Genomic DNA, 15,876 nt, shown 5'->3' on the forward strand with positions numbered 1-15,876 from the left:
GTTATAATTACGGGAGCAGTTGTGGTGTTGGTATACACATCCGTAATATTTGTTGCTGAAGCTGTTGTTCTCGGACTTGCCGCTGGAACGTTTGTTGCATCACTAGAAGCCACGGTATAGGTATAGCTATCTCCTGCTCCTGATATCAAAGCATCCAAATCATAGTTCAAGGCTACATCGCTACAGGTCGTAACGGTTTGGTTGGATACTACAGGTTCTGGGTTCACCGTAACGGCAACCGTAAATATGTTTCCAGTACAAGCGTTCGAACCGATAGGTGTAACCGTATAGGTTATAATTACCGGAGCAGTTGTGGTATTGGTATAAAGATCCGTAATGTTAGCAGCGGTAACAACCGTTCTTGGGCTTCCTGCCGGAACGCTAGTAGCGTTACTTGAAGCCACTGTATAGGTAAAAGTATCTCCAGTTCCAGCGATCAAAGCGCCTAAATCAAAATTCAGTGCTACATCACTACAGGTAGTAACGGTTTGGTTTGTCACCACCGGCTCAGGGTTCACCGTAACGGCAACAGCAAACGAATTTCCTGTACAACCATTCGAACCGATAGGTGTAACCGTATAGGTTATAATTACGGGAGCAGTTGTGGTGTTGGTATACACATCCGTAATATTTGTTGCTGAAGCTGTTGTTCTGGGACTTGCCGCAGGAACATTCGTTGCATCGTTTGAAGCTACGGTGTAGGTATAGCTATCTCCTGCTCCTGATATCAAAGCATCCAAATCATAGTTTAGGGCTGCATCGCTACAGGTTGCAACCGTTTGGTTGGTCACCACAGGTTCTGGGTTAACCGTAACGGCAACCGTAAATGTATTTCCTGGACAGCCGTTTGAACCGATAGGTGTAACCGTATAGGTTATAATTACGGGTGCTGTTGTTGTATTGGTATAAAGATCCGTAATGTTAGCAGCTGAAGCTACTGTTCTCGGACTTGCTGCTGGAACGCTAGTAGGGTTACTTGAAGCAACCGTATACGTATACGCATCTCCTGTTCCTGAAATTAATGCCGCTAAATCATAGTTCAAAGCTACATCACTACACGTAGCAGCCGTTTGATTGGCCACTACTGGTTCTGGGTTCACCGTAACCGTAACGGTAAAGGTGTTTCCTCTACAAACATTCGAACCGATTGGCGTAACGGTATAGGTAATAGTTACCGGTCCTGTTGTTGTATTGGTATACACATCAGTAATATTTGATGCAGAAGCAGTCGTTCTCGGACTTGCAGGTGGAACGTTTGTAGCATCGCTTGAAGCTACGGTATAGATAAAAGTATCTCCTGCTCCTGATATCAACGCATCCAAATTAAAGTTTAAGGCTGTATCGCTACAGGTTGAAACCGTTTGGTTGGTCACCACAGGTTCTGGATTAACGGTAACGGCTACAATAAATGCACTTCCAATACAGCCCGTTGAACTTATAGGTGTAACGGTATACGAAATAATTACGGGAGCAGTTGTGGTGTTGGTATACACATCCGTAATATTTGTTGCAGAAGCTGTTGTTCTCGGACTTGCAGGTGGAACGTTTGTAGCATCGCTTGAATCTACGGTATAGATAAAAGTATCTCCTGTTCCTGATATCAATGCGTCCAAATCATAGTTTAGGGCTGCATCGCTACAAGTGGTAATCGTTTGATTGCTCACAGCAGGTAGCGGATTATTGGTCACTACAATACTTGAAGAAACACTAGGACAAGTTGTGCTTGCGGGGATGGTATAGGTATACGTACCACTAACATCAACGGCTGGGTTATACACACCGGTCCCAGAAGCCAATGCCGGCATCCAGTTGCCTCCAGTAGTAATGCCCGTTCCTAAAAGTGTAAATAAATCTACAGGGCTTGCATTACGACAAATTGATAAGGTATTATTGGCTCCAACAAATGGGGCTTGTTGAACGGTTACTGAAACGGTAATATTAATTACTAAATTAGAGTTGTCACAATTTTTCGTAAATGAATAGATATAATCGCCTGGGGTGTTTACAGCGCCATTAAAATTATTGCCGCTTAAAGGGGGTGCTCCTACAGGAATTGTCCATGTGCCATTGGCTTCTGGATTACCCGTTATTGCATTGAATAAATTTACCGTTTGATTGGAACACAAGGTTATTTCGGTATCTTGGGGTAAACTACCAAATCCGGAGTAATAACCACCAAATCCGGCTACATTTACAGCGCCAAAAACGCCAGCAGCCAATGCTCCTGTTGAATCAATACGTACATTTCCAGAAAGTCCGGTGATGCGATAGGTTACCCAATTTGTATTACCAGTTACGGTCTGAGGAGTTGCAGTGGTAGGGACATTATTAATGGATACAGTTGATCCAGTTTCTGTTACTACAATAATTTCGCTGTTAGGATAATTTGAAGACCCAATAGCATTGAAATTCGGAATCATGTCTACACTTTTTTGCCAAAAACAACTTAAAGGAGGAATAAAATTTAACCCTGAAGTCGCATCAGAAAAGGCCCCTGCAATAATTTGATACAAATAAATGGGACGATCACTTGAAATAAACATGTTCTGATTTGCAGTACCAGTGTAAAAAGAAGAAGGGGCTAAATAGTAATCTCCAGCATTAATGGTAGCAACAGGTGTCGTATCCCCGTTAATAAATATTTGTGTATTATTTTGAGTAGCGATAACAAGTGGTCTTTCGGTATTAGCACTTCCATTCCCTTTTACTACAATGTATTCATCACCAACAATATCAATTGGGACAATTTGGTCTAAATTAAAATCTTGTCCGCTAATTTCAGTAAGCATACCTCCTGTTGCATTTCCAGTGTTAACTACGATAGGTTTATCAGATGTCAACAAAGCCCCTACGAATCCAGATAGGTTAGCGGCAAAATCAGTATAACCAGATACTGTTACAGATTGGCCTGCATTCAAATTAAAAGTTTGTGTATCGGTGGTAATATTTCCAGTACCTGACGCAAACACAACTTCGGTATCATAATCACTTAAAGTTACCACAGTATTGTCCTCAGTCGCCATAAAACTCGCCATAAAATTCCGGATTGAACCCGGACCAGTCATAGGTAAACTCCCCAATCGAAAAGATGTGCCAGCTCCCGTTGTACCTTTACAAACTAAAATTTCAGCATGATTTTGCGCACGCAATCTAAAACTAGCATAAAATTCTCCAGTTCCCTCTGCAATTAGTCCTTTATTTGTTTTTGGGATATTCAAGTCGGCAAGAGACAACATCATTACCGAAGGTTGTGCGTTCCCTATTACAACAGATTGAGGATTTCCTTGTGAAATGGTAAATGGAGATCCAGCAATTGGTGTGCCACTTCCATCAGTAACCGTTACTTGAAATGGTGTAGGCTCGGGTGTTGAAAGGTATAGCAAATGTTCTTGAACATACGTTTCTCCCCCTTTAGCATGTATGGGTGGAATCCAATGTTTGTTACTCAATTGAGCGTAGTTTACATTAGAAATTAATATAAAGAATAGAATTATTTTTTTTAACATCATATTACCAATTTGGGCATTTTGTAAAAATAAGTAGAAATTTAGAATTAGACTTTTAAAATTTAAAAAAGTTTAAGTTTTTAAAAAAAAGCACGCAATTGAACATTTCCTGTATGTATTGTTTGGCTTGTTTCGCTATTTCGGCCTTGATAATTGATATTTATATCCAAATATTGAGTTAAATTTTTCTGTAAAAGCAAACGCCAAGTTTGATTTTTTCCGGGTTGTAGTCCTTCTAACATTTGAAATCCTACTGCCGATAATGCATTCCCATTGAAACTATTCGTATACATCGAAAATTCACCATTTATACTATATCCTTTGTCACTATTAAAGATAAAAAGCGATCCAATTCGCGTTTGATTTAATTTTTCAAAAAGCCCCATTTGATTTTCTTTTTGTTGGAATTCATACACCAGAGACCAACTCGCATTTTTTGAAAATAAATAACCAATTTTTGATTCAATCTGTTGGCTTTCAATATTAAAATTTCGATTCCCATAATTGGCTACATTTGAAGTGCTTTTGGTATCCAATAGCGATAGGGTAATCAACCAGCTTTTTTGCATCAAGTGCTGGTATTGCAATTGATGGGATTGATTTTTGGAACGAATACTTCCCATGGCCAATTCATTCTTATTTTCATTTAACACATACGAATAGGTAGTAGAATGCAGTTGTTTTCCTCTGTTATAAAAGAGACTGTTTCTGAAGTTAGTATTCAATCCAATCGATTCTTCTTTATTTTTTGTCCAAGGATTCCACTCAAAATCAGCTCCAGATCTTCTAAATTTTTGCTCCATCAATAGTGACGTTTGGCTGTAAAAATGAGAGAGCCATTTTTTCCAACCTTTCTCGTTTTGCCATTGGTTAAAATTGATATTCAAGGCTTGTGAAAATTTATTTTGATGGGTTCGAATAAAAATTTGATTGGGCAGATAAACGCGAACATAAATGGCCAAATCAGGGTACGGGGCTACTTCAAATTCTTGTAATTCTTGAATGCCATTGCCGTTATAATCGTTCCATTGGTAAATGCCTTGTCCCGGGGCTACTTCTAAATATGTAAATTCTTGTTGGGCTAAGGTTCCAGAACTGATTTCATAAGCTGTTGTCGTTTGAATGAGTTGCCCAAAATAACGATCCGAATATAAAACACGACTGTTCAATGAGGGTTCATCTTTTAGCGTTTGATCTTCATATCGTAACTTTCTGTAATTCAAAAACAAACTTAAATTGCTTTTTTCGGTTTTAATCAAATTCGATTTTAAGTAATAGGAAGTAGAATGGTTAACACGCTCAATGCGTTGATTTTTTAAACTATCGTTTTGCCGTTGCAATATGCCCAATTCAATAAAAACTTTTGTAGAATCGCCACGGCCAACAAAAGCACCATATTCTATAAACCGTTGACTCAAAGCCGAATATTCATTGCTTGATTTTATCTTTTCAGCATTATTTTCCATTTGTAAGCTAGTGCCAACCCAATTTTTACCCGAGGCGTGAGATGCGCGATTTTGACTCCGCGAAAATGTCGATTGGGAGCGCTCGGAGTCACTTTTCATTAAGCTTGAATGGCTCCAAACATTCCATTTCTTTGTGCCATATCTTCCCAATAAGGTATGTTTATTTCCAAAAAATGAATCACCAAACGCTACATTTTCAAACTGATAATTGGCTTTCCCTTTGTTGTTGAAGTTAAATTCCAATCCGGAAGTCAAAAAGCTTTGATTGCCTATAAGTGTTGAAGTGATGTTCCAATCCCGATTAAATTCAATGTTGAATAGGCGTTCAATCGTTTTGAAATTTTCCTGCACCAATTGATAATTGGTAAAAGCATCTAGTGTGGTTTTACCATTCCATATGCGTTGCTTAACATTGAATTTTCCAGCAAACCCTTTATTGTTCGCATCATCGCTATTCGAATATAAATTTTGATCGTTATTGCTAACCGCCCATTCAAAATCTAAGTTTGTTTTTTCGGTTGGGTGGTATTTTCCAATAACCGTGGCTATTTGAATTTTTGTGGGCGCTATCAAACGAATAACGGGTTCGTAATTTCCTTGTGGTTCACCAGCGATTGGTGCCCGGTACTCATAGATTTTTCCAACCGCTTGGTTGTTGACCAAAACATAGTTTCCTTGAAAATTTCCTACTAAAGAAAAACGAACATTATACAATTCATCTTCGGGATTATTGGAATATTCAAACACGTCGACACCATTTACAAGTACTTTTTTATATAAAATTTTATTTTCAGAATAGCTATCTAAATAGGCAGATGCTCCATTCATTTGCGACAAATCATCCCCTGCATTTTGTAATATGGCAATTTGTTCTGAAGATAAATTTTGTTGTAGGGGTTGGTTTTTTACATCACCTTCTGAATAGACATAACCGCCAATTTGCCAATTTTTTCGCTCGTGTGTAATTCCTCCATAGGTAATAAATCGCGTAAAATTCCGATCGGTATATTGGTATTCTACATTAATTCGCATTTCAGAAGTAATTGGAAATAACGACGTAAAAATGATTTCACCTGCGTTGTAATCGATGATATAATCCTTGTTTTCGCCTCGGGTTTTCAATATTCCGTTTACATAGATGCGTTCCGAACCAGAAATGACCAAAACATACAATTCGTTATTGTTGCCGCGCAATTTATAGGGCCCTTGATTGCCTTCTTGTCCTACAAAAGCACTACGCGCATATTGTCCACGAACTAAGGCTCCTGAAGCTATTACTTCTGTTTTTTTAGCGGCTTTGCCAAAGGTAAATTTGGTAGATAAACCTTGTACTTTTTTATTAAAATTTAGAAAGGATGATTTTCTATTTTCCAAAAATAAATCACCCGCACGAATGTTCCATTTTTCGGAATATAATTCAATAAATAGCTGGTCAAATTCGTCGAGTTTTTGCGAATAACCACCTTCTTGCAAAGGGATATTACTGTCTTGAATAGAGGCACGTATGCTAACTTTATCCGAAATTTTTCCAGTGATTTGAAGGTCTAAATTAGAATTCACTACTGCGTTTTGATTGTTTCCAATAGTTACGCCTCGAGTAATGCTCCCAGAAGTATTCAAACCATCAAAAGGTTTGTATTTTGGTGTCGGATTTTTTTTGAAAATGACGTATTTGCCTGCTTCGTTTGAAACCACTTTAGCATCATCGTAGATGGAATAGGTTTTGGTTAAAAAATCAGGAAATTTGGCATAGTGAACTATTAAAGAATCAGAAAGAGGAATGTCTTGGGTAAAAATCAAAGTCCCTTTTTGAAAATCAACGTGATAAAAACGAGGGGCAATAGTATTCCCTTTTTTGTCTTTTATTTCAAAGTAAGAATTGTTGATACTGAATTTTTCGATCGCAATAGTATCCTTCGTAAAGGCAATTTTTTTTGTGGAATAGGCGGTCAACGTCTCTTGAGCAAAACTACCCAAAACACAGAAGATAAATCCCATTAAAAAAACAAATTTTTGCATAAACACTATAACTCCGAATCTTCAAAAGTAGTATTTATTGTTGGAAAAAAGGCGTATTTTGTTTTTCCCACAGATTCACGAATTTGTAAATTGAAAAATCGGTGAATCGGTGATAAAATTACTCCTTTGTAATAACTTGCATGGTTTCTCTCGAAATCTGACGTAGCAATATTGTTTTGTCGGTTTCAACTATTTGTGCTGCGTTTTCATCAAAATGTCTAATGGTGTACAGCGATACATTTTCGTTGTAGGATACTTTAAATTTCTTGGCCAATATTTTTCGCAAGCCTTCAAAATTATTGTATTTATCTTCTATACACACCGAGAAACTAATCGCAGTGTTTTGAATTAAATTAACTTTGATTTTATGTTTTGAAAATAACGCAAAAATCTCGCTGATGTGATTTTCCATTATAAAATCAAAATCAATAGAAGACAAGGAGAGCAATAATTGATTTTTCTTCAAGATGAAACAAGCCGTTTTTGGTTCTAAATCGGCACCTTTAGAAACACAAGTTCCGGGTAAGGTTGGATTGATAAACGATTTAACATACAATGGAATTTCTTTTTTTTGTAGCGGTTGTAGCGTTTTTGGATGGATTACCGATGCGCCATAAAAAGCCAATTCAATAGCTTCTCTGTAAGAAATTTGATGCAGTAATATGGCGTTCTCAAAATATCTTGGATCTGCATTTAATACCCCAGGAACATCTTTCCAAATGGTTACGCTTTCGGCTCCCAGGCAATAGGCAAAAATTGCTGCAGTATAATCTGAGCCTTCACGGCCCAATGTAGTAGTAAAATTATTTTCATCGGAACCTAAAAATCCTTGGGTAATGTTCAATGATTTTTTCTTAACTCCTTTAGTGATTAATTTTTGTGTAGCTTCCCAATCGACTTGTCCGTCGCGGTAATTGTTGTCGGTTTTTATTAACGGACGTACATCAATCCAGTTGTTTTTTAATCCTCTAAAATTGAAATAATGACTTACAATTGTGGTAGAAACCAGTTCGCCTATACTCACTACTTGATCGTAAACAAAACTATGATTGGGCGATTTTGTACTGCGGATAAAATATTCTAAATCATCAAAATGAGCATTGACATCAAAAAACACCTCGTGATCTTCGTCTTCAAATAAGTCCAATAATATTTGATTGTGGTATTTTCGAACTTCCTGAAGCGATGCGTTTAATTCCTTTGACTTTTCAAAATAATTTGCAATGACTACTTCCAATGCATTAGTGGTTTTCCCCATAGCGGAAATTACCAGCAATACATCTTCACATCCTACCGTTTGTAATACTTGTAATACATTTTTAACACCATCGGCATCTTTTACGGAGGCTCCTCCAAATTTGAATATTTTCATGAGTTCAATTAATAGTTACTTCAAAAATCATATATCGTTAATCTTCTATCAAAAATCTTTCGATTCCATTTTCATCCATTTGCACCACCAGCCAGTCGGCCAAAACTCTAGCACCCGACTTTTCATAAAAGGCAATAGCAGGGATGTTCCAGTCCAAAACATTCCACTCAATTCTTCTCACATTGTCTTTTTTGCCTTGCTTTATGATTTCTTGGTACAAGGCAAAACCGGCTCCTGTTCCTCTTTGGTTGGCCTTTACAATTAAATCTTCCAAATGTATGGTTTTTCCTTTCCATGTGGAATAGCGATAATAAAATAATGCCATCCCAATAATGGTATTTTCTTTTTCGGCAACCAAACAATGAAAAAGAGGCGAATCTGAAAATCCATCGCGAATCAAATCGTCCACGGTCACTACAACCGCTTCCGGTTCTTTTTCAAAAGCAGCTAATTCTTGTATCAATTCTAATACAAAAGGCATATCTTTTTGGGCGGCTTTTCGAATCTGCATGGTTTAATTTTTTACAAAAATAAAATTTACTTGAACATCTTTTTAATTTAATATGTTCTTTTCACAAAATTTGCGATATTTGTGCCACTAATACAACTACAACGTTTTCGTAATGGAAAAAAGCAACACAACTCTAGGCGAATTTATCATTGAACACCAAAATTCGTTTCAATACTCAACAGGCGAATTGTCGCGCATTATTAATTCAATCCGATTGGCTGCTAAAGTAGTAAATTATAAAGTAAATAAAGCAGGATTAGTAGATATTGTAGGGGCTGCAGGCGAACAAAATATTCAAGGGGAGGACCAACAAAAATTAGATGTTTATGCCAATGAGGTGTTCATTCAAACCTTAATCAATCGCGAAATAGTTTGTGGTATTGGCTCAGAAGAAAATGATGATTTTATTACCGTAGCCGGTTCAGACAACAGTCACAATAATAAATATGTAGTTTTAATGGATCCACTGGACGGCTCTTCCAACATCGATGTGAATGTCTCTGTAGGAACTATTTTTTCAGTATTTAGAAGAATTACGCCGGTGGGAACTCCTGTTACTATGGAAGATTTCTTACAGCCCGGCATCAATCAAGTAGCGGCAGGATACGTTATTTATGGTACTTCTACAATGTTGGTCTACACAACGGGTCATGGCGTAAATGGGTTTACACTAAACCCAGCGATTGGAACGTTCTATTTATCACATCCAAACATGAAATATCCCGAAAAAGGCAATATCTATTCTATTAATGAAGGAAATTATGTGCATTTTCCTCAAGGGGTAAAAGATTATATTAAATATTGTCAGTCGGAAGAAGGAGACCGACCGTATACATCGCGCTATATAGGAAGTTTAGTTTCAGATTTTCACCGCAACATGATCAAAGGAGGTATTTATTTATATCCCACAACTTCTAAAACGCCGAGTGGAAAGCTGCGTCTGTTGTATGAATGCAATCCTATGGCATTTATTGCTGAACAAGCCGGAGGGAAGGCGTCCGATGGATATGACAGAATTATGGAGCTTCAGCCCACGTCTTTGCACCAACGAGTTCCTTTTTTCTGTGGCAACAAGGAAATGGTCGAAAAAGCAGAGGAATGTATGACTAAAGCCAAATAACCTTCTCAAAAAGATTATAAAAAAAGCACAAATTCAAAAGAGTTAGTGCTTTACTTTTTTACAAGCGATTGGTTTATTTGTTCATGTGTTGCATTTCGTAGGTAAAAGTGTCCAAATCTACTTTGTGATCTACTAATTTTAACGCTTTGTCAACGATGTAATTTACATTTCCTGGAGTAAAGCCTAGAGCTAATGCAAATCGTGTCAATAATCCCTGTTCTTTTTCAGCCATTATATGTTCATCTGTATACACCATGCGCGCCAAATCATACAAACGTTCCAAACGACTGGTGTGTAATAAAGGCGGATTTACTGGATATTTTACTGGATTTGCTAAAATTTCTTCATATTCTGATGGAGAAATTTCTAATTTGATGGCTAATTTATCTAAGAATTTTTTTTCTTCTTGAGATAACGTTCCGTCGGATAACGCCACTCTAACAATTGCTGAAAAGTGACCTTTGTTTCTGTTTCTAAAACCGCTATCGTATAAATCTGAAATGGACATAGTATTTGTTTTTATATAGCTACAAAATTACACATTTTTTCCATTTTTAGAAACAAATTTGCAAGCTTTTCTGTCTACACTATACCAATATAATAAAATAAATTGTAAGTTTGAATGTTTCAATAAAAGTAAAATTATGTCGGAGTTTTTATTGTATTTCAATATTGGGCTCAAGCATGTCTTGGATAGTGCTGCCTATGATCACGTAATGTTTTTAATGGCTTTAGTGGTGCCGTACGCGTTTAAAGATTGGAAAAAAGTATTGATTTTGGTCACACTTTTTACCTTAGGTCACACCTTGGCTTTGCTGCTGTCGGTATTTGAAGTGGTTCAAATTAAAGCACAGTTTGTTGAATTTTTAATTCCAATCACCATACTCATTACCGCCGCTTATCACCTAATTACCGCCGGAAAGCCCATCAAAAAAGAACGCATTTCATTTGAAGCGGTAGTCACTGTTTTTTTTGGAATCATTCACGGACTAGGATTTTCTAATTATTTTAAAACCATACTTCCGGGGAATGCCACCGATAAATTATTACCGTTGATGGAATTTGCGTTAGGTATTGAAGGGGCCCAACTTATCGTAGTATTAGTAGTTTTGGTAGCCTCCTATATGTCACAATCTTTTTTTAAATTTTCAAAAAGAGATTGGGCGCTCGTATTGTCGGCATTTATAATTGGTGTAGTTTTGCCAATGCTAATCGAAAATGAAATTTGGAATCACTAATGAAGAAAGAAAAAAAAGAAAAATACGACAAAGCTTACCTCCGAATTGCAAAAGAATGGGGTAATTTGTCGTATTGTCAGCGCAAAAAGGTAGGAGCAATTATCGTAAAAAATAAAATGATTATTTCCGACGGGTACAATGGTACCCCATCGGGGTTTGAAAACTGTTGCGAAGACGACAGTAATGCAACCAAATGGTATGTGCTTCATGCTGAAGCCAATGCAATATTAAAAGTAGCACGCTCCACACAATCTTGTGAAGACGCCACCTTATATATTACCCTCTCTCCATGTAAAGATTGCAGTAAATTAATTCACCAATCGGGAATCAAACGAGTGGTGTATCACAACGAGTATAAAGATACATCAGGTGTCGATTTTTTAAGAAAAGCAGGTGTTGAGGTAGAATGGTTGGCGGACTTGAGTTAGTATATGAAAATAAATAAAGTATACATCCCGTTACTAATTTCAATCATACTAGCTATTGGTTTTGTATTAGGAAGTGCTTTACATGCGCCATCCGGAAAAGGCTTTTTTTCCCGAAATATCCAAACAACCAAACTCCATAAACTTATTGATTTTATTGAAAGGGAATATGTAGACAGTCTCGATACCGATTCAATTGTTGATTTAACTGTGACGGAAATTTTAGCCAAACTAGATCCGCATTCGGTTTATATTCCAAAAAATGATTTAGAAGCCGTTTCACAAAGTATGCGCGGGGATTTTGTTGGAATTGGTGTGAATTTTTACATGTTTAAGGATACCGTTTCAGTCATTAAACCTATTGCTAACGGTCCCTCAGAAAAAGCGGGAATAAAAGCAGGGGATCGTATTTTGTATGCCAATTCTATCCAATTGTTTCAAAAGAACATGTCAACCGACTCCCTCTTTTCTATATTAAAAGGCAAACAGGATACTCCGGTTAAGTTAGTTGTTTACCGAAAATCAGAACATAAAAAATGGACGGTTACGTTACAACGAGGAGTTATTCCAATAAAAAGTGTGGATATAGCGCTTATGCTGACTAAAACGGTTGGTTATATTAAAATTAATCGCTTTGCAGAAACCACTTATGACGAATTCATTTCTGGGTTGACCCAATTAAAAGAGCAAGGTGCTAAGGAATTAATTGTAGATCTAAGAGATAATGGTGGAGGATACCTCGAATCGGCGGTTGCAATTGCTGACGAATTTTTGAAAAAAGAGGCATTTATCGTTAAAACCAAAAATAAAAAAGGAAAAACAGAAAGTACGCTAGCTACAGAAAAGGGTGATTTTGAATCGGGGAAAGTAACGCTATTGATCAACGAAGAAACCGCATCGGCCAGTGAAATATTGGCAGGAGCCATTCAAGATAACGATCGCGGAACCATTGTTGGCAGGCGCTCTTTTGGGAAAGGATTGGTGCAACGTGAAATGCCTTTGGGCGACGGTTCCGCGGTTAGATTAACGGTGGCTCGTTATTATACGCCTTCGGGACGCTCCATACAGAAGCCCTATGAAGATAAAGGTGAAAACTATTTCAACGAATTTCAAAAACGCTTTGAAACGGGCGAATTGTATGAAAAAGATAAAATTAAAATTTCGGATAGCTTAAAATTCAAAACTAAAAAAGGACGAATTGTTTATGGTGGCGGTGGTATTATTCCGGATGTTTTTGTGCCTTTAGAAGGAAAACACGGTGCAGAAATGATTGCGTTATTTTTGCAATCGGGATTGATGAATTATTTTGTTTTTGAACAATTGGACCAAAACCGAAAAGCATTCACAAATATGTCGATTTCAGAAATTAGACAAGAATTAGTACAAAATTCAATTTATTTTAAGGCCTTTAAAAGCCGTATGAAAGAGAGCGGATTATTGTTAAATTTGGAGCAGCAAAAAGCCAAAGTGTTGCAGTATATGCATGCAGAATTCGTACAACAATTATTTACAGATCAAGCCTATTATCAATTGCTGTTGAAAGAAGATAAAATGGTGAATAAGGTACTAAAACGCTAATTTTCACTTCCCAATAGCATCATGCACCATCGTATGATTTCCGTGATTCCATAACGTTAAAATGTCGGTGGCAACGGCAGCACCACTTCCGGCTGCGATACTCAATTGACTTCTGTGTCCGGCTAAAACACCCGCTACATAGATTCCTTCAGATACCAAATGATCGGTGTTTTGTAATTGGATTCTGTTTTTTAGTGCAGAAATTTTCTGATGTGGTTCGATGAATTCCTCCAAGCCTTCTATGGTAAATGGATTGCCGGCTCCAATAGCTATGACTATGATTTTGGCTTTCCGTATAGCTTTAGTTGTTGTTATGTTGAAATTTCCTTCCTCACCTGAGATAGCAAGTACTTTTTCACCACTGATTTGCTGAACATGTGGGTATGATTTTGATAAATGCGCTAGACTTTCATCCAGTAACTCACTACCTAATTTCCCAGCAGAAATGCCATAGGCATTATTAAATATAGCATTTTGTAATGAAGAAGCTTTTTGGTGTGCAATCAGTGCTAATTTTTTTTCGGTTGCAAAGGGTTTATGCTTCGCGGATCCTAATACCAAAGCACACGAAACTCCGGACACCCCAGCTCCAATAATGAGAACATCAAACATTCTTATTCTTTGGTTTTTTCTACAACCATTTTAGAAAAACGCAAAAGCAGTAATAATAATATCGCACAAATCCCAGCAACAACTCCAATGATTGCAATGGTACTTTTTCCTTCAAAGGGTTGACTGTAATCAATTTGAAATAAGTTGAAACCAATCAATCCTAAAGCAATAGCAACCGCTATGTAAGTAAAAATTTTCATATATAGTTTTCTAAATAAATAATCCTTTAACGTTAGATGCAAATAATTTTACGGCTATGGCTAGCAAAATTACGCCAAATATTTTACGAATCACACCCAATCCATTATTTCCTAATATCCTTTCGATTTTCCCGGATGATTTTAATACCCCATAGACTACAATAACGTTTAAAATGATAGCAATAATGATATTAATGTTAGCATACACGGCTCGTAAGGATAAGATGGTTGTCATGGTACCCGCGCCAGCTATTAATGGAAACGCAATAGGAACGATGGAAGCGGTACTCGGATTGTCTTCTTTGTACAATCGAATGCCGAGTATCATTTCTAAAGCTAGAAAAAATAAAACAAAAGAACCTGCTACCGCAAATGAATTGGCGTCGATACCGATAAGTTTTAATATTTCATCGCCTACAAATAAAAAGGCAATCATAATTATCGCTGCTACAATCGTTGCTTTTTCCGATTGAATATGTCCCATTTTACTGCGTAAATCTACTATTATAGGAATACTTCCCACAATATCGATTACCGCAAATAGAATCATACCTATGGTAAAAACGTCTTTCCAAATAATTCCTGTCTCCATTTCTTTGATTTTGTGCAAATATAAGGATATTGGCTAAAGAACTTTTTTAATTTAACGAGACATTATCAAAGCAAAGACAAAAGCAAGTGCACATGCAATTACGCACAGCAAAAAACAAATTTCTAAAATCGTCAATCGTTAATCCGCAATCCTAAATCATTTCTTATCTTTGCTTTTTAATACAGACACTATGTTTCAGCTCCATAAAACCATCGTTTCCGAAGAAATCCTAGAAAAAGAATTTGTGTGCAATTTATCAGCTTGTCAAGGGGCATGCTGTGTAGACGGTGATGCCGGCGCACCATTAGAGGAGTCAGAAACTAAAATTTTGGCTGAAATTTTTGAGAAAGTAAAACCATTCCTTCGTCCTGATGGCATAAAAGCCATTGAAGCGCAAGGCACTCACGTGACGTCAGAATTTGGAGAATTAGAAACCCCGTTAATTAACGGAAAAGATTGTGCGTATGTAATTTTTGATGGAAAAACAGCACTTTGCGGAATAGAACAAGCGTATAATGAAGGCATCGTTGATTGGAAAAAACCGGTTTCTTGCCATTTATATCCGATTCGTGTAAAAGAATATTCCGATTTTGCGGCTGTCAATTACCACAAATGGCATATCTGTTCGGATGCCTGTGCCTTGGGTGAAGAATTAGGAGTACCGGTATACCAATTTGTTAAAGAAGCATTGGTTCGAAAATTTGGTCAGCCATGGTATGACGAGTTGGAAAAAGTAGCCCAAGACTTGAAAAAATAATTCTTTTTTATTCGATATAATTCGATCTAAATGGCCTATTTTATTGCCGCTCACGAGGTTTTAACGCTTGTTTAATTTGTTTTTAAACAATTGAAAATCAAATAGTTATAATTTCCGTTTTACAAGAATGGGAAATTCGCACTTTGTTAAAAACTTACTCCAATTGTGAATAAGTTTGCCTTTCTTTTTTCATTTCAAATGACAAACTTTGTAGTTCCCTAATAAATGCATTTTTTCACAATTATTTTTTAAAAAAAATCAAATAGCTATGTCTGTAGTAGAGCCTATTTTGCAAGAAAACAAAGATCGATTTGTCATTTTTCCAATCAAGCACCAAGATATTTGGGAATGGTATAAAAAACAAGAAGCCTGTATTTGGACGGCGGAAGAGATCGATTTGCATACCGATTTAAACGATTGGAACAATAAGCTATCAGATGATGAAAAATTCTTTATCAAGCATATTTTGGCATTTTTTGC

14 protein-coding genes are annotated in these 15,876 nt (G+C 36.9%); 6 read left to right on the forward strand and 8 right to left on the reverse strand.

Annotation, left to right across the window (positions count from 1 at the left end; genetic code table 11):
- The 4 genes from ACIQ6Z_RS06365 to ACIQ6Z_RS06380 all read right to left on the reverse strand — a co-directional run.
- On the reverse strand, nt 1–3,506 hold a 3,506-nt coding region (locus ACIQ6Z_RS06365), incomplete at its 3' end, for a PKD-like domain-containing protein (RefSeq protein ID WP_396210087.1).
- Between the two features lie 80 nt (nt 3,507–3,586).
- Entirely contained in the window at nt 3,587–6,991 is a 3,405-nt protein-coding gene (locus ACIQ6Z_RS06370; protein WP_396210088.1) for a hypothetical protein, read from the reverse strand.
- Between the two features lie 118 nt (nt 6,992–7,109).
- A complete protein-coding gene (locus tag ACIQ6Z_RS06375) occupies nt 7,110–8,363 on the reverse strand; it encodes an aspartate kinase (protein ID WP_396210089.1) in 1,254 nt (417 codons plus the stop codon).
- Between the two features lie 37 nt (nt 8,364–8,400).
- Complete coding sequence (locus ACIQ6Z_RS06380) at nt 8,401–8,874, reverse strand: GNAT family N-acetyltransferase (RefSeq protein ID WP_396210090.1); 474 nt, start codon at nt 8,872–8,874, stop codon at nt 8,401–8,403.
- 112 nt (nt 8,875–8,986) lie between these two features.
- On the opposite strand from ACIQ6Z_RS06380, the gene fbp reads away from it, so the two are divergent.
- The gene (gene fbp, locus ACIQ6Z_RS06385; RefSeq protein ID WP_396210091.1) at nt 8,987–9,994 is read left to right on the forward strand and encodes a class 1 fructose-bisphosphatase; all 1,008 of its coding nucleotides are present in this window, start codon (nt 8,987–8,989) and stop codon (nt 9,992–9,994) included.
- A 73-nt stretch (nt 9,995–10,067) separates the two neighbouring features.
- Here the strand turns inward: fbp and ACIQ6Z_RS06390 are convergent, their stop codons facing one another.
- Nucleotides 10,068–10,502, reverse strand: coding sequence for a TerB family tellurite resistance protein (locus ACIQ6Z_RS06390; protein WP_396210092.1), 435 nt, complete (start codon nt 10,500–10,502; stop codon nt 10,068–10,070).
- Nucleotides 10,503–10,638: 136 nt separating this feature from the next.
- Between ACIQ6Z_RS06390 and ACIQ6Z_RS06395 the strand changes: the two genes are divergently transcribed.
- The 3 genes from ACIQ6Z_RS06395 to ACIQ6Z_RS06405 are packed head-to-tail and all read left to right on the forward strand — an operon-like array spanning nt 10,639 to nt 13,235.
- Nucleotides 10,639–11,232 (forward strand): HupE/UreJ family protein, encoded by a 594-nt coding sequence (locus ACIQ6Z_RS06395; RefSeq protein WP_396210093.1) that lies wholly within the window; start codon nt 10,639–10,641, stop codon nt 11,230–11,232.
- Nucleotides 11,232–11,660: a deoxycytidylate deaminase gene (locus ACIQ6Z_RS06400; protein ID WP_396210094.1), complete on the forward strand. Its 429-nt coding sequence runs from the start codon at nt 11,232–11,234 to the stop codon at nt 11,658–11,660. Before ACIQ6Z_RS06395 ends, ACIQ6Z_RS06400 begins: the two co-directional genes overlap by 1 nt.
- A 3-nt stretch (nt 11,661–11,663) precedes the next feature.
- A complete protein-coding gene (locus ACIQ6Z_RS06405) occupies nt 11,664–13,235 on the forward strand; it encodes a S41 family peptidase (RefSeq protein ID WP_396210095.1) in 1,572 nt (523 codons plus the stop codon).
- 3 nt (nt 13,236–13,238) lie between these two features.
- On the opposite strand, the gene ACIQ6Z_RS06410 is transcribed toward ACIQ6Z_RS06405, so the two are convergent.
- Genes ACIQ6Z_RS06410 through ACIQ6Z_RS06420 form a run of 3 tightly spaced genes read right to left on the reverse strand, consistent with a single transcriptional unit; the run spans nt 13,239 to nt 14,639 of the window.
- Entirely contained in the window at nt 13,239–13,847 is a 609-nt protein-coding gene (locus tag ACIQ6Z_RS06410) for an FAD-dependent oxidoreductase (protein ID WP_396210096.1), read from the reverse strand.
- A gap of 2 nt (nt 13,848–13,849) precedes the next feature.
- Nucleotides 13,850–14,047 (reverse strand): hypothetical protein, encoded by a 198-nt coding sequence (locus ACIQ6Z_RS06415; protein ID WP_396210097.1) that lies wholly within the window; start codon nt 14,045–14,047, stop codon nt 13,850–13,852.
- Nucleotides 14,048–14,057: 10 nt separating this feature from the next.
- Nucleotides 14,058–14,639, reverse strand: coding sequence for a MarC family protein (locus ACIQ6Z_RS06420; RefSeq protein WP_396210098.1), 582 nt, complete (start codon nt 14,637–14,639; stop codon nt 14,058–14,060).
- A gap of 190 nt (nt 14,640–14,829) precedes the next feature.
- Between ACIQ6Z_RS06420 and ACIQ6Z_RS06425 the strand changes: the two genes are divergently transcribed.
- Both ACIQ6Z_RS06425 and ACIQ6Z_RS06430 read left to right on the forward strand, forming a co-directional pair.
- Nucleotides 14,830–15,396: a DUF3109 family protein gene (locus ACIQ6Z_RS06425; protein ID WP_396210099.1), complete on the forward strand. Its 567-nt coding sequence runs from the start codon at nt 14,830–14,832 to the stop codon at nt 15,394–15,396.
- Nucleotides 15,397–15,664: 268 nt separating this feature from the next.
- A partial coding sequence (locus ACIQ6Z_RS06430) for a ribonucleotide-diphosphate reductase subunit beta (RefSeq protein WP_396210100.1) occupies nt 15,665–15,876 on the forward strand: 212 nt, incomplete at its 3' end.

This window comes from Flavobacterium sp. (genome assembly GCF_044376915.1).
In the GTDB taxonomy this organism is placed as follows: domain Bacteria; phylum Bacteroidota; class Bacteroidia; order Flavobacteriales; family Flavobacteriaceae; genus Flavobacterium.

Bases quoted from the DNA above. Each gene is read 5' to 3' on its own strand.
- ACIQ6Z_RS06370 (WP_396210088.1), bottom strand. From the start codon at position 6,991: ATGCAAAAATTTGTTTTTTTAATGGGATTTATCTTCTGTGTTTTGGGT.
- ACIQ6Z_RS06375 (WP_396210089.1), bottom strand. From the start codon at position 8,363: ATGAAAATATTCAAATTTGGAGGAGCCTCCGTAAAAGATGCCGATGGT.
- ACIQ6Z_RS06380 (WP_396210090.1), bottom strand. From the start codon at position 8,874: ATGCAGATTCGAAAAGCCGCCCAAAAAGATATGCCTTTTGTATTAGAA.
- fbp (WP_396210091.1), top strand. From the start codon at position 8,987: ATGGAAAAAAGCAACACAACTCTAGGCGAATTTATCATTGAACACCAA.
- ACIQ6Z_RS06390 (WP_396210092.1), bottom strand. From the start codon at position 10,502: ATGTCCATTTCAGATTTATACGATAGCGGTTTTAGAAACAGAAACAAA.
- ACIQ6Z_RS06395 (WP_396210093.1), top strand. From the start codon at position 10,639: ATGTCGGAGTTTTTATTGTATTTCAATATTGGGCTCAAGCATGTCTTG.
- ACIQ6Z_RS06400 (WP_396210094.1), top strand. From the start codon at position 11,232: ATGAAGAAAGAAAAAAAAGAAAAATACGACAAAGCTTACCTCCGAATT.
- ACIQ6Z_RS06405 (WP_396210095.1), top strand. From the start codon at position 11,664: ATGAAAATAAATAAAGTATACATCCCGTTACTAATTTCAATCATACTA.
- ACIQ6Z_RS06410 (WP_396210096.1), bottom strand. From the start codon at position 13,847: ATGTTTGATGTTCTCATTATTGGAGCTGGGGTGTCCGGAGTTTCGTGT.
- ACIQ6Z_RS06415 (WP_396210097.1), bottom strand. From the start codon at position 14,047: ATGAAAATTTTTACTTACATAGCGGTTGCTATTGCTTTAGGATTGATT.
- ACIQ6Z_RS06420 (WP_396210098.1), bottom strand. From the start codon at position 14,639: ATGGAGACAGGAATTATTTGGAAAGACGTTTTTACCATAGGTATGATT.
- ACIQ6Z_RS06425 (WP_396210099.1), top strand. From the start codon at position 14,830: ATGTTTCAGCTCCATAAAACCATCGTTTCCGAAGAAATCCTAGAAAAA.